The organism is Cellulomonas avistercoris (genome assembly GCF_014836445.1).
Lineage (GTDB): Bacteria > Actinomycetota > Actinomycetes > Actinomycetales > Cellulomonadaceae > Cellulomonas > Cellulomonas avistercoris.
This window is the reverse complement of sequence record NZ_JACSQV010000003.1, coordinates 199,347-218,238: the sequence shown is the minus strand read 5'-3', so window position 1 is coordinate 218,238 and position 18,892 is coordinate 199,347. Positions and strand designations below refer to the sequence as shown.

Below are 18,892 nucleotides of genomic sequence, written 5' to 3'. Positions count from 1 at the left end.
GGCTCGCGGTCGTCACGTGACGGCGAGCCGGCCCCGGTCGCTCGGGACCGTCACGTGATCCCGAGCTGTCCGGACAGGACGAGCACGGCGGCGCCCGCGAGCGCCGCGTCCTCGTCGAGAGCCGCCATCCGCACCCGCAGGTCCTGCCCGATCACGGGCATCGTCCGCTCGCGGAGGGTGGTGGTCGCGGCCTCCCGCAGGGGTCCGTCGAGCAGCTCCGGCGGGCCGGAGAGCAGGACCTCGGCGAGGTTCAGCGCGCTGACGACGGGTGCCAGGGCGCAGCCCAGCATCCGTCCGACCGACGCGAGCGCCGCGTCGGGGTCCTCGGGGGCGAGCTCCGTGCGGCGTCGCAGCGCGGGCGCGCTGAGCACGGTCTCGAGGCAGCCGGTGCGTCCGCACGCGCACGGCAGGGGGGTCTCGCCGACGGTCTGCGCGTCGACGACGGTGACATGCCCGATCTCCCCCGCGGCGTGGCCGCGGCCGCGCACGAGCGCGCCGTCGACGAGCATCCCGGCACCGACGCCCTGGCCGACGGTGACGATCATCGCGTCGGACGCGGCGCCGCCGTAGGTGTACTCCCCCAGGGCGCGCGTGTTGGCGTCGTTCGCGACGTGCACGGGGGTGCCGAGCGCGGCCGACAGCCGCGCCGCGAGCGGCACGTCGTACCAGCCGCGGTTCGGCGCCTCGACCACCCGGCCCGCGGCGTCGATGACGCCGGGCGACGAGATGCCGATGCCGACGACCGGCCGGGTCGCGCTCGCGAGCAGCCGGCGGCAGAGGTCCTCCACGAGCGCGACCGCCGCCCTGCCCGTGGCACCGGCACCGGCGGCCTGCTCCCGCGTGACGACCTCGCCGTCGAGCGTCATGACGGCGCCGTGGACGGTCGCGTCGTCGGCGAGGTCGACCACGACGACGTGGTGGTCGGACGAGCGCAGGCCCACGAGCGTCGCGGGCTTGCCCACCCTGCTCTCGGTGCGGACCCCGAGCTCGGCGACGAGGTCCTCGGCGAGCAGGGCGGCCACGAGGTCCGAGACGGTCACGCGCGTGAGCCCCGTGCTGCGCGCGATGTCGGCGCGGGACGACGGCCCCTCGTGGAACAGGTGGCCCAGGACGAGCGAGCGGTTGTGCGCGCGGGCGTGCTCGGGCAGCACCTTGGTGGTCGGCCGCAGCGCGCGCCGGACGGGGCCCGGCGTGCGGGTGGCGAGCGGGCGGGGCGACGGGGACACATTTGTTAGTAGACCTTCCTTACTAATCCGCGTCAACGGTCCGGAGTGACCGTGATCACATCGTGACCGCGGGTTCACACGACCGTGCGCGGCGCGTCATCCGGGCGTGACGCACCCCTCCCCGGCCGCAGCGGCAGGACGCCGCCCGGGCCCCGGGGGACGGCTCAGGCGCGCGGCTCGGACTCCGGCAGCGGGGCGTCGGGACCCGTCGCACCGAGCCACCCCCGGGCGCCGGCGTGCTGCACCGAGACGGTCGCCCACCGCACGCCGTCGGCGAGCGCGTCGAGCGCGTCGTCGCCCCGCGCCAGCGCCGCCGCCATCGCACCGTGCAGCACGTCCCCCGCACCCAGGGTGTCGACGACGCGGCCCGCGGGGACCGCGGCGGGACGCAGCGCCGAGCGCACCGGCCGGCCGTCCGCGGCGACGCGGCGCACGCGCACGGCACCCCCGCCGGCGCTGCGCGCCACGAACGACGGGCCGAGCGCCGCGACCGCGTCGAGCAGCGCGTCGACCGCGTGCTGCGCGACCCCGGCGCCCGCGAGCGCGCTCGGCAGCCGGAAGTCGGCGGACAGGACGGCCAGGTCGACCGTCGCCAGGAGCTCGGGGGTGGACGGCTTCCAGCTGCCGCCGTCGAGCAGGACGGGGACCCCGGCCGCACGCGCGGCGCGCGCGAGCACGAGGGCCGCGTCGGGGTGGTGCCCGTCGACGAGCAGCGCACCAGCGCCGTGCACGACCTCGGGCGCGGGCGCCGGCAGCCCCGAGGTGCGTGCACCGTTGACGGAGACCACGGCGCGCTCCCCCGTGGCCCGCGTCACGAGCACGGTCGAGACGGGCAGGACGTCGGCGGCGTGCGGTGCCAGGTCGACGACCCGGACGCCCGCGGCGGCCAGGCCGGCGCGCGCCACGTCGGCCAGCGGGCCGGCGCCGAGGACCGTGACGAGCGTGGTGGGCACCCCGAGCCCGACGGCCACGGCGGCCGCGTTGGCGGCGGGACCGCCGAACGTGACGTCCAGGCCGTCCGCGACGACCTTCTCGTCGGCGGCCGGCAGGCGGTCGAGGGTCTGCGTGACGTCGAGGGTCGTCAGGCCGCAGCAGACGAGCGGTGCTGGCATGCGGGCATCCTCGCAGGGCACCGCGCGACACTCCGGCAGCCGCGCGCTGTGATCGTTCACAACAAACCGTTTCACCCCGGCACGGAGGCTTCACCGGGAATGTCCGGTCGTGGTTGGGTGACGCGCACCCGCTCACCGACGAGAGGCAGACATGCACCCCAGACCACCGGCAGCCCGACGCCCCGCCCGCGTCGCGCTCGCCGCCGCCCTCGCGCTCGTGCTCGGCGGTGCGCTCGGCCTGGCCACGGCCGCCGGCGCCGCCGCCGCGAGCGTCGACACGAACGCCTGGTACGTCCTGGTCAACCGCCAGAGCGGCAAGGTCATGGACGTCACCGGCACCTCCACCGCGGACGGCGCCGTCATCCAGCAGTGGCCCCGCAACGACGGCGCCTGGCAGCAGTGGCAGTTCGTCGACTCCGGGTCCGGCTACTACCGGCTGAAGTCCCGGCACTCCGGCAAGGTGCTCGACCTGTGGAACTGGTCCACCGCCGACCGCGGCGAGTTCCGCCAGTTCACCGACCTCAACGGCACCAACCAGCAGTTCAGGCTGGGCGACTCGGCGAGCGGCGCCTACCTGCGGCTGATCAACCGCCACTCGGGCAAGGCCGTGACCGTCACGGACCGCTCCACCGCCGACGGTGCGACGGTCACCCAGCTCACCGACAACAACCAGTACAACCAGCAGTGGCAGCTCGTGAAGGTCGGGTCCGGCGGTGGCACCACGCCCACCACGTCGCCCACGACCCCCCCGCCGTCCGGCAACGTGTCGTGGCCGTCGGCCACCGGCCAGCAGAAGGTGTCCGCGACCATCAAGGTCAGCGGGACGTTCGACGGCGGGCTCGTGCGGTACTACGGCCTGTCGTCGGGCGGCCAGGACGAGGGCCAGCCGCCCGTGTTCGAGCTCGCCGACGGCGCGACGATCAAGAACGTCATCCTCGGCACGGGCGCCGCCGACGGCATCCACTGCCGCGGCACGTGCACGGTCCAGAACGTGTGGTGGGAGGACGTCGGCGAGGACGCCGCGACCTTCAAGGGCACGTCCGCCTCGCAGACCATGACGGTCGACGGCGGCGGCGCGCGCTACGCGAGCGACAAGGTGTTCCAGCACAACGGCCCGGGCACGTTCGTCATCCGGAACTTCCAGGTCTCCGACTTCGGCAAGCTCTACCGCTCGTGCGGCAACTGCTCGACGCAGCACGCCCGCACGGTGCAGATCTCGAACGTGCAGGTCACGGCACCGGGCAAGTCGCTCGTCGGCATCAACCCCAACCTCGGGGACCGCGCGACGATCTCGGGCGTGACGATCCGCAACGACGCGTCGCGCAAGATCGTCGTCTGCGAGGAGTACCGGGGCGTCACGTCCGGCGAGCCGACCAAGGTCGGGTCGGGTCCGAGCAGCGCCTGCGGCTACAGCACGTCGAGCATCACCTACCGCTGACGCGTCAGCGGTCCGCAGCGACCCGCGGCCGTGCCCGGTCGACGAGCCACCAGCCCGTCGCACCGAGCACGGCCGCGGCCGCGAGCACGGCCGGCCACGCGCCGATCTCGTCCGCCAGGACGTGGGACGCCACGAACGCGACGAGCCCCACGACCACCACGACGACCGGACGCCACCAGCCGACGCGCGGCACCGCGAGCGCCAGGCACCCCGCGGCGGTGACGAGCAGGACCACGCCGCCCAGCCACCGCACGCCTGTCCCCTGCGCGAGCGCGAATGCCAGGACCAGGCCGACGGCGGCCACGGGAGCGACGGGCACGGCAGCAGGGCGGGGCATGGCCCACACGCTAGCCCGCCCCCGCCCGACGGACGTCCCGTGCGGGTATGCCCCCGGCGGCCCTACGGTGGGCGGGAGACCCGCCGGAGACCCCAGGGAGACCCACGTGCCGACGCCGCCCATCGACCCGACGACCACGAGCGCCTGGCAGGCCCTCTCCGAGCACGCGAGCGCGCTGCGCCCCGACCTGCGCGGCTGGTTCGCCGACGACCCCGACCGCGCGCAGCGGCTGACCCTGCAGCTCGCCGACCTCACGGTCGACCTGTCGAAGAACCTCGTCACCGACGAGACCGTCGCGCTGCTGGCACGCCTGGCCGACGAGGTCCACCTCACCGACCGGTTCGACGCGATGCTGGCCGGCGAGCACATCAACGTCACCGAGGACCGCGCCGTGCTCCACACCGCGCTGCGCCGGCCCGCGGAGGCCGAGCCGGCGCTGGTCGTCGACGGCCAGCACGTGGACGACGACGTGCAGGCCGTGCTGGGCGAGGTCTTCGCGTTCGCCGAGCAGGTGCGCTCCGGCGAGTGGACGGGTGTCACGGGCGAGCCCGTCCGCACGGTCGTCAACATCGGGATCGGCGGCTCCGACCTCGGCCCCGTCATGGTGTACGAGGCGCTCGAGCCGTACGTGGCCGACGACCTGGAGGTGCGGTTCGTCTCCAACATCGACCCCACCGACCTCGCGCAGAAGACGGCCGACCTCGACCCGACGACGACGCTGTTCATCGTCGCCTCGAAGACGTTCACGACCCTCGAGACGCTCACCAACGCGCGCCTCGCACGGCAGTGGCTCTGGGACTCCCTCGCCGCCGGCGGGCACCTGGAGGACTCCGACGACGCGCGCCGCGAGGCCGTCGCAAAGCACTTCGTCGCCGTCTCGACGGCCCTGGACAAGGTCGCCGACTTCGGCATCGACCCCGACAACGCCTTCGGGTTCTGGGACTGGGTCGGCGGGCGCTACTCCGTCGACTCGGCCATCGGCACGTCGCTGGCCATCGCCATCGGGCCCGACGCGTTCGGCGACCTGCTCGCGGGCTTCCACGCGGTCGACGAGCACACGCGCACCACGCCGGTCGCGCAGAACGTGCCCTTCCTCATGGGCCTGCTCAACGTCTGGTACGTCAACTTCCTGGACGCGCACACGCACGCGGTCCTGCCGTACGCGCAGCAGCTGCACCGCTTCCCCGCGTACCTGCAGCAGCTGACCATGGAGTCGAACGGCAAGTCCGTGCGCTGGGACGGCACGCCCGTGACCACGCAGACGGGTGAGGTCTACTGGGGCGAGCCCGGGACGAACGGGCAGCACGCGTTCTACCAGCTCATCCACCAGGGCACGCGCCTGATCCCGGCCGACTTCATCGCCGTGGCGAACCCCGCGTACCCGCTGCGCGACGGCGGCACCGACGTGCACGCGCTGTTCCTCGCCAACTTCTTCGCGCAGACCAAGGCGCTCGCGTTCGGCAAGACGGCCGACGAGGTGCGCGCCGAGGGCACCGCGGAGGCGGTCGTGCCGGCCCGCGTGTTCCCGGGGAACCGCCCGACCACGTCGATCCTGGCGCCCGCGCTCACGCCGGCCGTCGTCGGCCAGCTCATCGCGCTGTACGAGCACATCACGTTCGCGCAGGGCGTCGTGTGGGGCATCGACTCGTTCGACCAGTGGGGCGTCGAGCTGGGCAAGAAGCTCGCGACCGAGATCGCGCCGGCCGTGCAGGGCGACGCCGCGGCGCTCGCCACGCAGGACCCGTCGACCCGCGGCCTCATCGAGCGCTACCTGGAGCTGCGCGACTGACATACCGGCCGCGTCGCCGGCGGGCCGGGCGTCCGGGCCCGTCCGGCGGCGTGGCAGGCTGACCCCGGTGACCCCGGTGACCCCGGGGGCATCGACGAGGAGGTGGCGAGGTGGCCGAGCCGCAGGGACGCGTCCGCGTCGACGCGTGGACGTGGGCCGTCCGCCTGTTCCCCACGCGGTCGGCCGCGGGCGCCGCGTGCCGCGCCGGCCACGTGCGCGTCAACGGCGACCGCGCCAAGCCGGCCACGCAGGTCGTGCCGGGCGACGAGGTGCAGGTGCGCGGGGGCGCCCGCGAGCGGCTCGTCGTCGTGCAGCGTCTGCTGGTCAAGCGCGTGTCCGCCGAGGTCGCCCAGGCGTCGTACCTCGACCGCTCGCCCGTACCGCCGCCGCGCGACCAGGTCGCGCTGGCCGCGCACCGTGACCGCGGCGCGGGCCGCCCGACCAAGCGGGACCGGCGCGCCATCGAGCGGCTGCGCGGGCACTGAGGGCACGACTGCGGCAGTCCCGTGCGTCAGCGTGCGTCGGCGAGCGCGGCCATCCAGTCCGCGACGCCGGTCTGCTCCAGGAGGTCGGCCAGGCGCGGGCTGACCGCGACCATCCGCAGGGGCAGCCCGCGCTCGGCGGCGTCCCGCGCGAGCCGCACCAGGACGGACAGACCCGTCGAGTCGAGGAAGGTCACCTCGGAGGCCTCCACCTCCACCGCGCGCACGGCCGGCCCGTCGAGGGCCGTCCACAGCGCGGGGGTGTCCCGCTCCCGGACCACCAGGTCGATCGCGCCGACGAGCACGACCCGCAGCACGGCGCCCTCGGCGCGCACGTCGAGGCGTCCACCCACCGTCGGTCGCGCGTCCATCGGCCGAGTGTGCCGTACCTCCCCCACGTCCGGCACGCCGAGGCGTCCCTCGGGCGGCCGGCGCCGGATGTCGGCGGCGGGCGCTACGTTCACCGCATGATCACGCTCGGACGTGCCGCCCTCGTGACGCCCGACCTGCGACGCGCGGCGGACTTCTACCGCGACGCGTTCGGGTTCCGGACGCTCTTCGAGGGCTCCTTCGGTGACTACCCCCTCCTGCACGTCGGACCCGGCGGCCTGACCGACGCGGGCCTGTGGCTGCGGCCCGCTGCCCCGGACGACCCGGTCGGCCGGCAGGCCGGCGCCGGCCCGTTCCTCGTGCTGTACCTCGACCCCGCCGAGCTCGATGGGACGGTCGAGCGCTGCACCGCCCTCGGCGCCCCGCCGCACCACACCGCCGAGGACGGCGACGGACGGTACGCGCACGTCCGCGACCCGGACGGCAACGAGATCATCCTCGCCGCGCTCGCGACCGTGCGGGACAGGTCCTGACGACGGTCGCGACGGGCGCGCACCCACGACGGCGCAGTACGTGACGCGTCGAACCCGGCGGCTCCGGGACGCCGCCCGCGCGGGTGCATCCTGGTGGGCGTGACCACCGAGAGCACCGCGACCGGTGACGCGCACGTCGTCGTCGCGTGCCCCGACGCCCTGGACGTGCGCGGCACGACCGGACGGCTGCGGCGCGGCGCGGGCGACCCCACGTGGCGGTGGGTGCCCGACGGCGCGTGGCACGCGACCCGGCGCGGCGACGACGTCGCGACGCTGCGCCTGCGCGCGGTGCCGGGCGGCGTGCGCGCCGACGCCTGGGGCCCGGGCGCCGAGGCGGTGCTGGCCGACGCCCCGGGCCTGCTCGGCCTGCTGGACGACGCGACCGGGTTCGCGGCCCACCTGCACCCGGTCGTGGCCCGCGCGCACCGCACCCACGCGGGGCTGCGCCTGGCCCGTGGCGGCGACGTGTGGTCGGCCGTCGTCACGGCGGTCCTGGAGCAGCGCGTCGTCGGGGTCGACGCGCACGCCTCGTGGCGGCGGCTGGTCGCGCGCCACGGCACCCCCGCGCCCGGGCCCGCACCGGCGGGGCTGCGCGCCGCGCCGCCACCGCGCGTCTGGGGAACGCTGCCGGTGTGGGAGTGGCGCACCGCGGGCGTCGACGCGCAGCGGTCCGACACCGTGCGCCGCGCCGCGGCCGTCGCGCACGCGTTCCGCGCGGACCTGCCGCCCACTGAGCTCGCGCGGCGCCTGTGCACGGTGCCCGGCATCGGTCCCTGGACGGCCGCCGAGGTGACGTCGCGCGCGCTGGGCGACCCGGACGCCGTGCAGGTCGGCGACGCGCACCTGCCGCACCTCGTGGGCTGGGCCCTGACGGGTCGCCGGGCCGACGACGAGGGCATGCTGCGGCTGCTCGAGCCGTGGCGGGGGCAGCGCCAGCGCGTGCTGGTCCTGCTCGCGACCGCGCACCTCGGCCGCATGCCCGCGTACGGCCCGCGGGGCCGCCGCGCGCTGCCGATGCGCTGACGCACGCCGCTGCGCCGCCCGGCACGCGGTCGTGGACGGACGTGCCGCTCCCGCGCCTCCCGGCGATACTGGGCCCGACCACCGTCCCGATCCAGGAGGAGCCATGGCCCACGACGACACCGCGCCCACGACCGACGCCGCACCCGAGGCACCGTCGCGCGCTGCCACCGGGCTCCTGTGCCTGCTGCTCTTCGTCGGCTCGTTCGCGCTGCTGACCGTGGGGTTCGACTCCGACGGGTTCGCCGGCGCCGCGCTCGTGACGTCCGGCATCCTCGCGTTCGGGCTGGCCTTCGCGATCCCCACGACGATCCTGCCGGCGCTCGAGGACCGCGACCGCCGGTGACGGCCCCCGCTGCCACCCCGACGAGCCTCGTGCTCGTGCGCCACGGCGAGAGCGTGGGCAACGTCGCGGCGACCCGTGCCGAGCGTGCGGGCGCGCTGGTCGTGGACGTCGAGACGCGGGACGCCGACACGCCCCTGTCGGACCGCGGCCGCGCGCAGGCGCGCGCGCTGGGGCTCCGGCTCGCGGCCCTGCCGCCGGACGAGCAGCCCGAGGTCATCTGGTGCTCGCCCTACCTGCGGACGCTCGAGACCGCCAGGATCGCGCTGGAGACCGCGGGGCTCGACCTGCCGGTGCGCGTCGACGAACGCCTGCGCGACCGCGAGCTCGGCATCCTCGACCGGCTGACGTGGCGCGGCGTGCAGGACCGGTACCCCGAGGAGGCCGAGCGCCGCCGGCACCTCGGCAAGATGTACCACCGCCCGCCCGGCGGCGAGTCCTGGGCCGACGTCGCCCTGCGCCTGCGTGCCGCGCTCGGTGACCTCGCCCCCCGCGACGAGGGGCGCCGCGTGCTCGTCGTCGTGCACGACGCCGTCGTCATGCTGCTGCGCTACGCCCTCGAGGAGCTCACCGAGGACGAGCTCATGACCGTCGTGCGCGAGCGCAGCGTCCGCAACGCGTCGCTGACGCGCCTGGACCGCGCCGACGGCGCGTGGCGGCTCGTGCACTTCGACGACGTGGAGCACCTCGCGGAGCTCGACGCACCCGTCACCGAGCACGAGGGGACGGGTGACACCGGTGGCTGACCCCGTCCTGAGCCCCGCGCTGCTGCGCGAGCACCCGCTGCCGGAGCCGACGGGCGGCAAGGACGCGCGCGGCGGCGTGCTCGTGCTCGGGGGTGCCCGCGGGACACCGGGCGCCGTCATGCTCGCGGGCCTCGCGGCGCTGCGCGTCGGTGCCGGGCGGCTCTCGCTCGGGGTCGCCGCGTCCGTCGCGGTGCCGCTCGCGGTGGCCGTGCCCGAGGCCGGGGTCGTCGCGCTCGACGAGGGACCGACGGGTGCGGTCACCGGACCCGGCGACGCGCTCGCGGGTGAGCTCGAGCGCGCGGACGTCGTCGTGGTCGGGCCGGGCCTGGACGAGCCGGACGGGACGCTCGCGCTGCTGCGGGCCGCGGTCGCGGCCGCACCGGCCTCGACCCCGTTCGTCCTCGACGCGTTCGCGCTCGGCGTGCTGCGCGACGCCGACGACGTCCGTGAGGCGCTGGCGGGACGCGCCGTGCTCACGCCCAACACGGCCGAGGCGGGCCGGCTGCTCGGCGAGGACGCGGACACCACGGACGAGGGCCGCGACGACGCCGAGGTCCCCGTGGCCGCCCGCATCGCCGACGCGTACGGCATGGTCGTGGCGTGCGCCGGGGTCGTCGCCGAGCCGCACGGGCGGCGCTGGCGCTCGTCGACCGGGTACTCCGGCCTCGGGACCTCGGGCAGCGGCGACGTCCTGGCCGGCGCCGTCGGCGGGCTGCTCGCGCGGGGCGCCGACCCCGCGCAGGCCGCGTGCTTCGGCGTCGAGGCGCACGGGGTGGCCGGTGACCGGCTCGCGGCCGCGGTGGGCCCGCACGGGTACCTGGCGCGCGAGCTGCTCGCGGAGCTCCCGCGCGTGCTCGTCGAGCTGCGCGTGCGCTGACGGGTCGCGTCGCCACCGGGCGGACGCCCCCGTCTCCACCGGGCGGACGCCCCCACGGACCGTGCGCCGGATGCCGCACACTGGTGCCGTGGACACACCTCGCATGAACGTCGAGTCGTTCAACCTGGACCACCGGACCGTCGTGGCGCCGTACATCCGGCTCGCGGACCTCAAGGAGCTCCCGCACGGGGACGTCCTGTCGAAGTTCGACGTCCGGTTCACCCAGCCGAACGTCGCGCACCTCGAGATGGACGCCGTGCACTCCCTCGAGCACCTGTTCGCCGAGCACTCGCGCAACCACTCGGACCGTGTGCTCGACTTCTCCCCCATGGGCTGCCAGACGGGCTTCTACCTCATGCTCGAGGGGCGCTGGACGCCCGAGGACGTCGCGGACCTCGTGGCCGCGACCCTCACCGACGTCCTCGGGGCGAGCGAGGTGCCCGCCGCCAACGAGGTGCAGTGCGGCTGGGGCGCCCACCACACCCTCGCCGGCGCGCAGGACGTCGCTCGCACGTTCCTCGCCGCCCGCGACGAGTGGAGCTCGGTGACCGCGTGACGACCGCCCGCGAGCTGTCCGCCGCACCCGGTGCCCGGGTCGACGCCGTCGTCGTCACGGCGATGGGCGTCGAGGCGTCGCCCTTCCTCGACCGCTCGTCGGCGGTCGGGAACGAGATCGAGGTCGCCAGTGCGCGACGCCGCATCCTCGAGCTGGGCGGGTCCCGCGTCATGCTCGTGACCTGCGGCATCGGCCTCGTGAACGCGGCCTCGGCCGCGACGCTCGCGCTGCACGGCTCGAACCCGCGGGTCGTGCTGAGCGCCGGGTCGGCCGGCGGCATGGGGCTCGACGTGCGGGTCGGCGACGTGGTCGTCGGCGCCACCACCGTCCACGGCGCGGCCGACGCACGGGTCTTCGGCTACGCGCTCGGCCAGGTGCCGGGCATGCCCGAGCGGTTCGACGCGGACCCCGGCCTGCTGGCCGCGGCGGCGGGCGTCGACACCGGCGGCCTGACCGTGCGCACGGGCATGATCCTGTCGAGCGACGTCTTCGTCGACGCGGAGCGGGTCCTCGCGCTGCGCGCGGCGTTCCCCGAGGCGCTCGCGTGCGACATGGAGTCGGCGGCGCTGGCGCACACGGCGCACCTGGCCGGGGTGCCGTTCCTGTCGGTCCGCGGCATCTCCGACCTCTGCGGCCCCATCGCGGGCGTGGACTTCGACGCCCACGTGGACGACGCCGCCGAGCGCTCCGCGACGGTGGTCCTCGGCCTGCTCGACACGGTCCTCGCACCGGTCTGAGGGCACGCACCGCCCGTCCCGCGGCGCACCGCACGTGCGCACCGCGGGCGGGCGATGAGTTCGCGTGCCCGGCGTGGTCGGTACGGACGGAATGACGTCGACGCCTCCGTGGTTGCCACCACAGACTTGTCCGGAGCACGCGCCCCGACGCCCGCCACCCACCGGCCTGCGGGCCACGCCCTCACCGCCCCTCCCCTCGGGGCCCGAACGCGACAGGCCACCACGTGGACGACCACACCGCACCGACCACCACCGTCATGGGTCCGGGCGTCGACGACGCCCGCACGACGCCGGCGACGATGAGCCCGCGGGACCGCCTCGCGGTGACGCTGCTGCTCGTCTCGACGTTCGTCGTCATCCTCAACGAGACGATCATGGGCGTCGCGCTGCCGCGCCTCATGGACGACCTGTCGATCACGGCGAGCACCGCGCAGTGGCTGACCACGGCGTTCCTGCTGACCATGGCCGTCGTCATCCCCGTCACGGGCTTCTTCCTGCAGCGCACGACCACGCGTGGTGCGTTCCTCACCGCGATGGGCCTGTTCTCGCTCGGCACGCTCGTCTGCGCGCTGTCGCCCGGCTTCGAGATGCTGCTCGCCGGCCGCGTCGTCCAGGCCACCGGCACGGCCGTGATGCTGCCGCTGCTCATGACGACCGTCATGACCGTCACACCGCCCGCCTCGCGCGGACGCACGATGGGCAACATCTCGATCGTCATCTCCGTCGCCCCGGCACTGGGGCCGACGATCTCCGGGCTGATCCTGTCGGTCCTCGACTGGCGGTGGATGTTCGGCCTCGTCCTGCCCGTGGCGCTGGGCGCGCTCGTGCTGGGCGCGCTGCGCCTGCCCGACGTCACCGACGCACGTCGCGCACGGGTCGACGTCGTGTCGGTCCTGCTGTCCGCGGTCGCCTTCGGCGGGCTCGTGTTCGGGATGTCGCGCATCGGCGAGGCCGTCAACGGCGGTGTCCAGCCGGTCACGCTCGGCGCCCTGGTCGCCGGGGCCGCGGGCCTGACGCTGTTCGTCGCCCGGCAGATCCGGCTGCAGCGCACCGACGACGCGCTGCTGGACCTGCGCACGTTCCGGTCGCGCACGTTCGCGGTCGGCGTCGCGCTCATGGCCGTGATGATGATGGCGCTGTTCGGCGTCATCATCATGCTGCCGATCTACGCGCAGGACGTCCTGGGCGTCGACACCCTGAGCACGGGCCTGATGCTGCTGCCCGGCGGCCTGCTCATGGGGCTCCTGGCCCCCGCGGTCGGACGCGCGTACGACCGCGTCGGGCCGCGGCCGCTGCTCGTGCCCGGCACCGTGCTCGTGAGCACGGCGGCCTGGGGCATGACGCTGCTGCTCGGCGTCGGCAGCTCGCCGTGGCTGCTGGTCGGCGCGCACCTGACCATGTCCGCCGGGCTGGCGCTGGTGTTCACGCCGCTGTTCACCTCCGCCCTCGGGTCCGTGGACCCGGAGCGGTACTCGCACGGGTCCGCCGTCATCGGCACCGTGCAGCAGGTCGCGGGCGCCGCGGGGACCGCGGTGTTCGTCACCGTGCTGTCCGCCACCGCGGCGGGCCTGGCCGCGGACGGCGCGTCCGAGGTCGCCGCGACGGCCGGGGGCGTGCACGCGGCCTTCCTGGTCGGTGCCGTCCTGACGCTCCCGGCGATCGCCGCCGCGTTCGCCGTCGGCGCCGCCCCGGCGGGGTCGCCGGCCCCGGCGCACCACTGACGGACGCCGCCGCACCGGGTCAGGAGCCCGCGCGCCCCTGACCCGGTGCGGTGAGCCGCCCGACCGCGTCGACGACGACCGCGTGCAGCCGTGGGTCGTCGAGCGGCCGGAAGTGGCCGTCGAGCGGCAGCCGGACGTTCACGGCGCCGGGCAGCTCGCTGCCCCCGGGGACGTGCGGGTCGAAGCGCGCGTAGACCGACCAGATGCGCGCGTGCGCGGCGACGTCGTTCGCGAGCGCGAGCACGTGCGGGTCGTGCGGCGACAGGGCCCGCACCGGCCGGGCCGGGAACCACCGCGCGTACACGGACCCGGCGAAGGGCGTGCTGACGGCGACGAGGCCCGCGACGTGCGGGCCCACGACCGGGTCGGTCAGCACGAGCTTGCCGATGAGCCCGCCCTTCGAGTGCGCCACCAGGACGACCTGCTCCGGCGCGAGCTCCCCGAGGCGCGCGGCGACGAGGCGCGCCGACTCCTCGAGCCCCAGATGGTTGAGCCCCAGTGCCGGGACGACGTGCACCGGGTGGCCGGCCGCGTGCAGCGCACGTGCCAGCGCGCCCATGACGGGCCACGTCTCGTAGATGCCGGGCAGCAGCCCCCCGGGCGCCCGCGCGCCCGCCGCCCGGGCGGCGGGCGGCGGGGGGCCCAGCGTGGCCCGGGCCTGCGCGGCGACGATCCACGCGTAGTCGCGCGCCCAGGCCGCACCCTGCTGCAGCCGGCGGCGCGCGGCGCCCACGACCCGGCCTGCGGCCCGTAGCCGTCCGGAGGGTCGTCCCGTCCCGGCCGCGTTCATGGCACCGCGTGCCCCAGGACGAGGTCGGCCACCTCACGGGCGCGGTCGTACATCACCGCGTGCCCGGCGCCCGGCACCGTCGCCGCACGGCCGTACGGTGCGGCGTCGGCCAGCAGCGCCGCCCACGGCGCCGGGGTGACGCGGTCGTGCTCGCCGCGCACGACCAGCAGGGGCGCGCGCACCTCGCCCAGGCGCTCCTCGACCCGGTGGCCCAGCATCGCCCGCAGCTCGGAGACGTACCAGCGCGGCCCGCACTCCACGTAGGACCGCAGCAGCACGGCGCGCGCCGCGGTCGACTCGTGCACGGAGCTGCGGGCGAGCCGCAGCATCTGGCGCACGGCCGAGCGTCCCTCGAGGTCGGTCGTCGGGCCGACGAGCACGACGCCCGACACGCTCGCCGGAGCGGCCGCTGCGACCTCGGCGACCACCTGGGCGCCCATCGAGTGCCCCACCAGCACCGGCCGCTCGACCCCGGTCCGCTGGAGCCATCCGGCCACGACGGCCGCGAGCTCCTCGACCTCCAGGCGGTGCCGCGGGCGCGGCAGACGCCCGAAGCCGGGCAGGTCGAGCAGGTGCACCGTGCCGGCGCGCGCGAGGTGACGCGCCAGCGGCTCGAACGAGGCGGACGACGCCCCGAGCCCGTGCACGAGCACGGTGTCGGCGCGGACGTCGTCGGACGGTGCGTCGGTGGTGTCCCGCAGGGTCCGGGCCCGCAGGACCAGACCGTCGATCCGGTGCTCGTGGACGTCGGCGGCGTCCGGTGCGCCCGCACCTCGGACCGTCAGCGGCATGACCCTCCCGTCACCGACGTCCTCGGTCGGGACGTGCCCCCGGATCGTCGCACGGGTCACCGCGGGGCGCCCGGGGACGGCGGCGGCGGCGCAGGTCGCACGACGGCGCGGGCCCGTCAGGCCGCCGGCAGCTCCAGGACGGCCCGCACCCCGCCGCCGGGTGCCTCGTCGAGCAGCACGTCCCCGCCGAGCTCGCGCGCCATCTCGCGCGCGATCGCCAGGCCCAGGCCCGTGCCGCCGGCGTCGCGCTCACGGGCCTCGTCGAGCCGCACGAACCGCGCGAAGACCCGTTCGCGGTCCTCCGGGGCGATCCCGTGCCCGTCGTCGTCGACGACGACGCGCACGCGCCCGCCGCCCGGCACGGGCTCCACGTGCACGTCGACGCGACCGACCGCGTGCCGCACGGCGTTCGCGACGAGGTTGCGCACGACCCGGCCCGCCGCCTCGGGCGTGCCCGCGGCGGTCGCAGCCCCGGAGACGAGCACGCGCACGCCGCGCGCGGCGGCGTCGGGCGCCGCCGAGGCGACCGCGTCGTCCGCGACCGCCGCGAGGTCCACGGGGCCGGGCGCCGCTCCCGACGACCCGACGCGCGCGAGGACCAGGAGGTCGTCGACGAGCGTCTGCATGCGGGCCACCTGGGGTGCGAGGTCCGCCACGAGGTCCGCCACGGGGTACGCCGCGGGGTGCGCGGCCGCGACCTCGACCGCGGCACGCGCGGCGGCGAGCGGTGAGCGCAGCTCGTGCGCCGCGTCGGCGACGAACGTCCGCTGCCGTGCGGCCGCGACCTCGAGGCGGTCCAGCATCGCGTTGAGCGTGCGGGCCAGCGCGCCGAGCTCGTCGTCGGCGGCGGGCACCGGCAGCGACCCCGGCCCGCCGGTGAGCGCGACACGGTCGGCCGCCGCCCGCAGGTGCTCGACCGGCGCCAGCGCACGCCCCAGCACGGTCCACAGCACCACGGCGAAGCCGGCGACGAGGACGGGGACGACCAGCAGCAGCGCGACCCGCAGCGCGCCCAGCACGCCCTCGACGTCGGTCGCCGGCACGGTCGTCACGAGGGTCGCGGGCACGCCGCGCCAGGTGACGGCACGCACGGCGGCCCGCGCCACCTCGTCGTACGCGCTCGCGTCGGTGCCCACGACGAGCACGTCGTCGCCCGCGCTCTCGCGCCAGTCCGCGAGGGTGGCGGCGTCGACGACCGGCAGCGTGCGCGACGCGGTGGTCGAGGTGGCGACGACGCCACCGTCGCGGTCGAGCAGCTGCGCCACCTCCCCCGGCTGGGAGACCGGCAGGGCGTCGGGCACGCGGTCGTCGGCGACGAGCGCGGCGAGCGTCGCCGAGCGCTCGCGCACGACGTCGTCGAGCGCGGCGGTGCGGGCCGTGCCGAGCGTCGCCGTCAGCGCCAGGGCGCCCGCGACGAGGACGACGGCGACCGCGAGCGTCGCGACGAGCGTGAGGCGCGACCGCAGCGACAGCCGTCGCCACGGGCGGCGGCCGGGCGCCGGCGCGACGGCGCTCACGCGGTCCCCACGCGGTAGCCCGCCCCCCGCACGGTGACGACGGCGTCGCGCCCGAGCTTGCGGCGCAGGTACCCCACGTACACCTCGACGACGTTGGCGTCCTCGCCGCCGGTGTCGAAGACGTGGTCGAGCAGCTCGATCTTGCCGACGACGCGGCCCGCGTGCCGCAGCAGGTACTCGAGCAGCGCGGTCTCGCGGACCGTCAGGGTCACGACCTGGCCGTGGCGCGGGCCCCCCCCGCCCCCACGAGGGGTCCAGCGTGATGCCGTCGGCACGCAGCGTGGCGGGCCGCGGCGCGACCGGCCGCCGCACGAGGGCACGCAGGCGCGCGACCAGGACGACGAACGAGAACGGCTTGGTGAGGTAGTCGTCGGCGCCCACGTCGAGCCCGTCGGCGACGTCGTGCTCGCCGTCCTTGGCGGACAGCATGAGGACCGGGGTCCACACGTCCTGCGCGCGCAGCGCGGTGACGACGTCGTACCCGTTGCGGCGCGGCAGCATCACGTCGACGACGAGCACGTCGTACTCGCCGTCGACGGCCATCGCCAGGCCCGTGTCGCCGTCGTGCGCGGCGTCGACGGCGAAGCCCTCGGCCGTCAGCCCGCGACGCAGGGCGCGGACCAGCCCCACCTCGTCGTCGACCACGAGCACGCGCACACCGGCAGCATCCCACCCGCCGCCCGCCCGGACCGTGCGGCGCCCGCCGCGCCCTCTCAGGGTCCGCTCAGCCCCCGGGGTGCACGGTGGAGCCATGGACACCACCCCCGTCTCCCCCGCCAGGTCGCGGACCCGCACCGCGTGGGCCGTGCCCGCCGTGGCCGTCGTGGCGGTCGCCGCCGCCTTCGCCGCCCCGCCGCTGCTCGCGTCGGCCGACACCGCCGGGCTGCCGCCGGTCACGGCCGAGGAGCTGGTGACCCGCGTGCTGGAGGCCGAGCCGCAGGCGCTGTCGGGCACCGTCGTGCACACCGCGCGCCTCGGGCTGCCGGACCTGTCGATGACGCAGGTGGCCGGGGCCGACCCGATCAGCCTGCTCGGCGGGTCGACGACGCTGCGCGTGTGGACCGACGGCGAGGAGCGCTCGCGCGTCTCGCTGCTGGGCACCGCGTCGGAGTACTCGGTCGTCGCCGACGGCACGCAGGCGTGGACGTACTCGTCGTCCGACGACGAGGTCGTGCACTACGCGCTGTCGCCCGAGGACGCGGCTCGCGCGCAGGGGCTCGCGGCGACCGCGACGCCGCCCGCGGACCTGCCGACGCCCGAGCAGCTGGGCCGTGACGCCCTGGAGCGCGCACAGCAGGACGCGACGGTCGGGGTCGACGCGGCCACGACGGTCGCCGGGCGCGACGCCTACCAGGTCGTGGTGACCCCCCGCAGCACCACGACACTCGTGGGACGCATCGTCGTGGCCGTCGACGCCGCGACGTGGACGCCGCTGCGCGTCCAGGTGTGGAGCAGCGACGACGCCGCGACGCCCGCGCTCGAGCTCGGCTTCACCGACGTGACGTTCGCCGCGCCGGACGCGGCCGTCCTGACGTTCTCGGCACCCCCGGGTGCGAGCGTGCGCGAGGTCGTCGTGCCGCTGCCCGACGACGCGGCGCTCGCGCAGGCGGCGCCGACCGACCTGCCGACGTCCCTGCCCACCGACCCGGCCGACGCACCGCTGCCCGAGGGTGTGAGCGTCACGGGGACCGGCTGGGACACGATCGTCGAGCTGACCGACGTGGACGTCGCCGCGCTCGTCGCGGGTGACCCCGCCGCCGTGTCGGGCATGTCGGGGATCGACAAGCAGTTCGGGTCGCAGGGTGCGCAGGACCTGTACGAGGAGTTCGCGCCCGAGGGCGACGGGCCGCCCGTCGACCTGGACACCGCCGCGCTCTACGACCAGCTCACCACGCCCGTCGAGGGCGGGCGCGCGCTGTCCTCGACGCTGCTGTCGGTGCTCGTCCTGGACGACGGCCGGGTGCTCGTCGGCGCGGTCCCGGTGGACGCGCTGCGCGCGGCGGCCGGGGCGTGACGACCGCGCCGGGGGCGACCGCCACGGCGGCCGCCCCCGCACCGGCGCCCGGCGAGGCGCAGGCTGGTGCCGTGAGCGACGACGCGATCCGCACCCAGGGCCTGACCAAGCGCTTCCGCACGGGCCAGGTCGCTGTCGACGGCATCGACCTGGTCGTGCCCCGCGGCGCCGTCTACGGCTTCCTGGGCCCCAACGGGTCGGGCAAGACGACGACGATCCGCATGCTGCTGGGGCTCGTCGCACCCACCGCGGGACAGGTGCACCTGCTGGGGGCGCCCATGCCGCAGGCCGCGGCCCGCGTGCTGCCGCGCGTGGGCGCGCTGGTCGAGGGGCCTGCGTTCCAGCCGTACCTGTCCGGGCGGGCCAACCTCGCGCGGCTCGACGCGGTCGACGCGTCGGCCGACCCGCGCACCACCCGCACGCGGGCCGACGCCGCGCTCGAGCGCGTCGGCCTCGGTGCCGCGGCGGACAAGCGCTACCGGCAGTACTCGCTGGGCATGAAGCAGCGCCTCGGGCTCGCGGCCGCACTGCTG

At 76.3% G+C, this 18,892-nt stretch carries 20 protein-coding genes and 1 pseudogene; 13 read left to right on the top strand and 8 right to left on the bottom strand.

From position 1 onward, the window contains the following. Positions 1–50: 50 nt before the first annotated feature. Both H9657_RS05530 and H9657_RS05525 read right to left on the bottom strand, forming a co-directional pair. Complete coding sequence (locus H9657_RS05530) at positions 51–1,226, bottom strand: ROK family transcriptional regulator (protein ID WP_191781347.1); 1,176 nt, start codon at positions 1,224–1,226, stop codon at positions 51–53. 164 nt (positions 1,227–1,390) lie between these two features. Then, complete coding sequence (locus tag H9657_RS05525) at positions 1,391–2,338, bottom strand: PfkB family carbohydrate kinase (RefSeq protein WP_191781172.1); 948 nt, start codon at positions 2,336–2,338, stop codon at positions 1,391–1,393. Positions 2,339–2,489: 151 nt separating this feature from the next. Here H9657_RS05525 and H9657_RS05520 point away from each other — a divergent pair, with 151 nt between their 5' ends. After that, positions 2,490–3,776 (top strand): pectate lyase, encoded by a 1,287-nt coding sequence (locus H9657_RS05520; RefSeq protein WP_191781170.1) that lies wholly within the window; start codon positions 2,490–2,492, stop codon positions 3,774–3,776. 4 nt (positions 3,777–3,780) lie between these two features. Here the strand turns inward: H9657_RS05520 and H9657_RS05515 are convergent, their stop codons facing one another. Beyond that, the gene (locus H9657_RS05515) at positions 3,781–4,113 is read right to left on the bottom strand and encodes a hypothetical protein (RefSeq protein WP_191781168.1); all 333 of its coding nucleotides are present in this window, start codon (positions 4,111–4,113) and stop codon (positions 3,781–3,783) included. Positions 4,114–4,219: 106 nt separating this feature from the next. Here H9657_RS05515 and pgi point away from each other — a divergent pair, with 106 nt between their 5' ends. After that, on the top strand, positions 4,220–5,902 hold the full coding sequence (gene pgi / locus H9657_RS05510) for a glucose-6-phosphate isomerase (protein WP_191781166.1): 1,683 nt from the start codon (positions 4,220–4,222) through the stop codon (positions 5,900–5,902). Positions 5,903–6,012: 110 nt separating this feature from the next. Continuing rightward, positions 6,013–6,387 (top strand): RNA-binding S4 domain-containing protein, encoded by a 375-nt coding sequence (locus H9657_RS05505; RefSeq protein ID WP_191781164.1) that lies wholly within the window; start codon positions 6,013–6,015, stop codon positions 6,385–6,387. Positions 6,388–6,413: 26 nt separating this feature from the next. Here the strand turns inward: H9657_RS05505 and H9657_RS05500 are convergent, their stop codons facing one another. Then, on the bottom strand, positions 6,414–6,755 hold the full coding sequence (locus H9657_RS05500; RefSeq protein WP_191781162.1) for an STAS domain-containing protein: 342 nt from the start codon (positions 6,753–6,755) through the stop codon (positions 6,414–6,416). A 96-nt stretch (positions 6,756–6,851) separates the two neighbouring features. Between H9657_RS05500 and H9657_RS05495 the strand changes: the two genes are divergently transcribed. From H9657_RS05495 to H9657_RS05460, 8 genes are all read left to right on the top strand, one after another. Beyond that, on the top strand, positions 6,852–7,247 hold the full coding sequence (locus H9657_RS05495) for a VOC family protein (protein ID WP_191781160.1): 396 nt from the start codon (positions 6,852–6,854) through the stop codon (positions 7,245–7,247). 99 nt (positions 7,248–7,346) lie between these two features. Next, positions 7,347–8,270 carry a DNA-3-methyladenine glycosylase family protein gene (locus H9657_RS05490; RefSeq protein ID WP_318241312.1) on the top strand — a complete coding sequence of 308 codons (924 nt, stop codon included), beginning with the start codon at positions 7,347–7,349 and terminating at the stop codon, positions 8,268–8,270. 103 nt (positions 8,271–8,373) lie between these two features. Beyond that, the gene (locus H9657_RS05485; RefSeq protein ID WP_191781158.1) at positions 8,374–8,613 is read left to right on the top strand and encodes a hypothetical protein; all 240 of its coding nucleotides are present in this window, start codon (positions 8,374–8,376) and stop codon (positions 8,611–8,613) included. After that, on the top strand, positions 8,610–9,356 hold the full coding sequence (locus H9657_RS05480) for a histidine phosphatase family protein (RefSeq protein ID WP_191781156.1): 747 nt from the start codon (positions 8,610–8,612) through the stop codon (positions 9,354–9,356). Before H9657_RS05485 ends, H9657_RS05480 begins: the two co-directional genes overlap by 4 nt. After that, positions 9,349–10,233 (top strand): NAD(P)H-hydrate dehydratase, encoded by an 885-nt coding sequence (locus tag H9657_RS05475; RefSeq protein WP_191781154.1) that lies wholly within the window; start codon positions 9,349–9,351, stop codon positions 10,231–10,233. The genes H9657_RS05480 and H9657_RS05475 overlap by 8 nt, the downstream gene beginning before the upstream one ends. Positions 10,234–10,336: 103 nt before the next feature. After that, entirely contained in the window at positions 10,337–10,789 is a 453-nt protein-coding gene (locus H9657_RS05470) for an S-ribosylhomocysteine lyase (RefSeq protein WP_191781343.1), read from the top strand. Continuing rightward, positions 10,786–11,526 (top strand): 5'-methylthioadenosine/S-adenosylhomocysteine nucleosidase, encoded by a 741-nt coding sequence (gene mtnN, locus H9657_RS05465; RefSeq protein ID WP_318241311.1) that lies wholly within the window; start codon positions 10,786–10,788, stop codon positions 11,524–11,526. Before H9657_RS05470 ends, mtnN begins: the two co-directional genes overlap by 4 nt. Before the next feature lie 257 nt (positions 11,527–11,783). Beyond that, a complete protein-coding gene (locus tag H9657_RS05460) occupies positions 11,784–13,247 on the top strand; it encodes an MDR family MFS transporter (RefSeq protein ID WP_191781339.1) in 1,464 nt (487 codons plus the stop codon). Positions 13,248–13,266: 19 nt separating this feature from the next. Here the strand turns inward: H9657_RS05460 and H9657_RS05455 are convergent, their stop codons facing one another. From H9657_RS05455 to H9657_RS19800, 4 genes and pseudogenes are all read right to left on the bottom strand, one after another. Next, positions 13,267–14,037, bottom strand: a complete 771-nt coding sequence (locus H9657_RS05455) for an esterase/lipase family protein (RefSeq protein ID WP_225214676.1) — start codon at positions 14,035–14,037, stop codon at positions 13,267–13,269. Further along, positions 14,034–14,828: an alpha/beta fold hydrolase gene (locus H9657_RS05450; RefSeq protein ID WP_191781150.1), complete on the bottom strand. Its 795-nt coding sequence runs from the start codon at positions 14,826–14,828 to the stop codon at positions 14,034–14,036. Before H9657_RS05450 ends, H9657_RS05455 begins: the two co-directional genes overlap by 4 nt. Positions 14,829–14,944: 116 nt before the next feature. Beyond that, on the bottom strand, positions 14,945–16,345 hold the full coding sequence (locus tag H9657_RS05445) for a sensor histidine kinase (RefSeq protein ID WP_191781148.1): 1,401 nt from the start codon (positions 16,343–16,345) through the stop codon (positions 14,945–14,947). Further along, positions 16,342–17,002 (bottom strand): annotated as a pseudogene (locus H9657_RS19800) (response regulator transcription factor). Before H9657_RS19800 ends, H9657_RS05445 begins: the two are co-directional and overlap by 4 nt. A gap of 94 nt (positions 17,003–17,096) precedes the next feature. On the opposite strand from H9657_RS19800, the gene H9657_RS05435 reads away from it, so the two are divergent. Together H9657_RS05435 and H9657_RS18935 are read left to right on the top strand one after the other, a co-directional pair. Then, positions 17,097–18,359, top strand: a complete 1,263-nt coding sequence (locus H9657_RS05435; protein WP_191781146.1) for a LolA family protein — start codon at positions 17,097–17,099, stop codon at positions 18,357–18,359. Positions 18,360–18,430: 71 nt separating this feature from the next. Further along, positions 18,431–18,892 (top strand): ABC transporter ATP-binding protein (locus tag H9657_RS18935; protein WP_318241310.1); only part of this gene is annotated, 462 nt, incomplete at its 3' end.

Bases quoted from the DNA above. Each gene is read 5' to 3' on its own strand.
- H9657_RS05435 (WP_191781146.1), top strand. From the start codon at position 17,097: ATGGACACCACCCCCGTCTCCCCCGCCAGGTCGCGGACCCGCACCGCG.
- H9657_RS05470 (WP_191781343.1), top strand. From the start codon at position 10,337: ATGAACGTCGAGTCGTTCAACCTGGACCACCGGACCGTCGTGGCGCCG.
- H9657_RS05455 (WP_225214676.1), bottom strand. From the start codon at position 14,037: ATGAACGCGGCCGGGACGGGACGACCCTCCGGACGGCTACGGGCCGCA.
- H9657_RS05520 (WP_191781170.1), top strand. From the start codon at position 2,490: ATGCACCCCAGACCACCGGCAGCCCGACGCCCCGCCCGCGTCGCGCTC.
- H9657_RS05500 (WP_191781162.1), bottom strand. From the start codon at position 6,755: ATGGACGCGCGACCGACGGTGGGTGGACGCCTCGACGTGCGCGCCGAG.
- H9657_RS05460 (WP_191781339.1), top strand. From the start codon at position 11,784: ATGGGTCCGGGCGTCGACGACGCCCGCACGACGCCGGCGACGATGAGC.
- H9657_RS05495 (WP_191781160.1), top strand. From the start codon at position 6,852: ATGATCACGCTCGGACGTGCCGCCCTCGTGACGCCCGACCTGCGACGC.
- H9657_RS05515 (WP_191781168.1), bottom strand. From the start codon at position 4,113: ATGCCCCGCCCTGCTGCCGTGCCCGTCGCTCCCGTGGCCGCCGTCGGC.
- H9657_RS05450 (WP_191781150.1), bottom strand. From the start codon at position 14,828: ATGCCGCTGACGGTCCGAGGTGCGGGCGCACCGGACGCCGCCGACGTC.
- H9657_RS05485 (WP_191781158.1), top strand. From the start codon at position 8,374: ATGGCCCACGACGACACCGCGCCCACGACCGACGCCGCACCCGAGGCA.
- H9657_RS05525 (WP_191781172.1), bottom strand. From the start codon at position 2,338: ATGCCAGCACCGCTCGTCTGCTGCGGCCTGACGACCCTCGACGTCACG.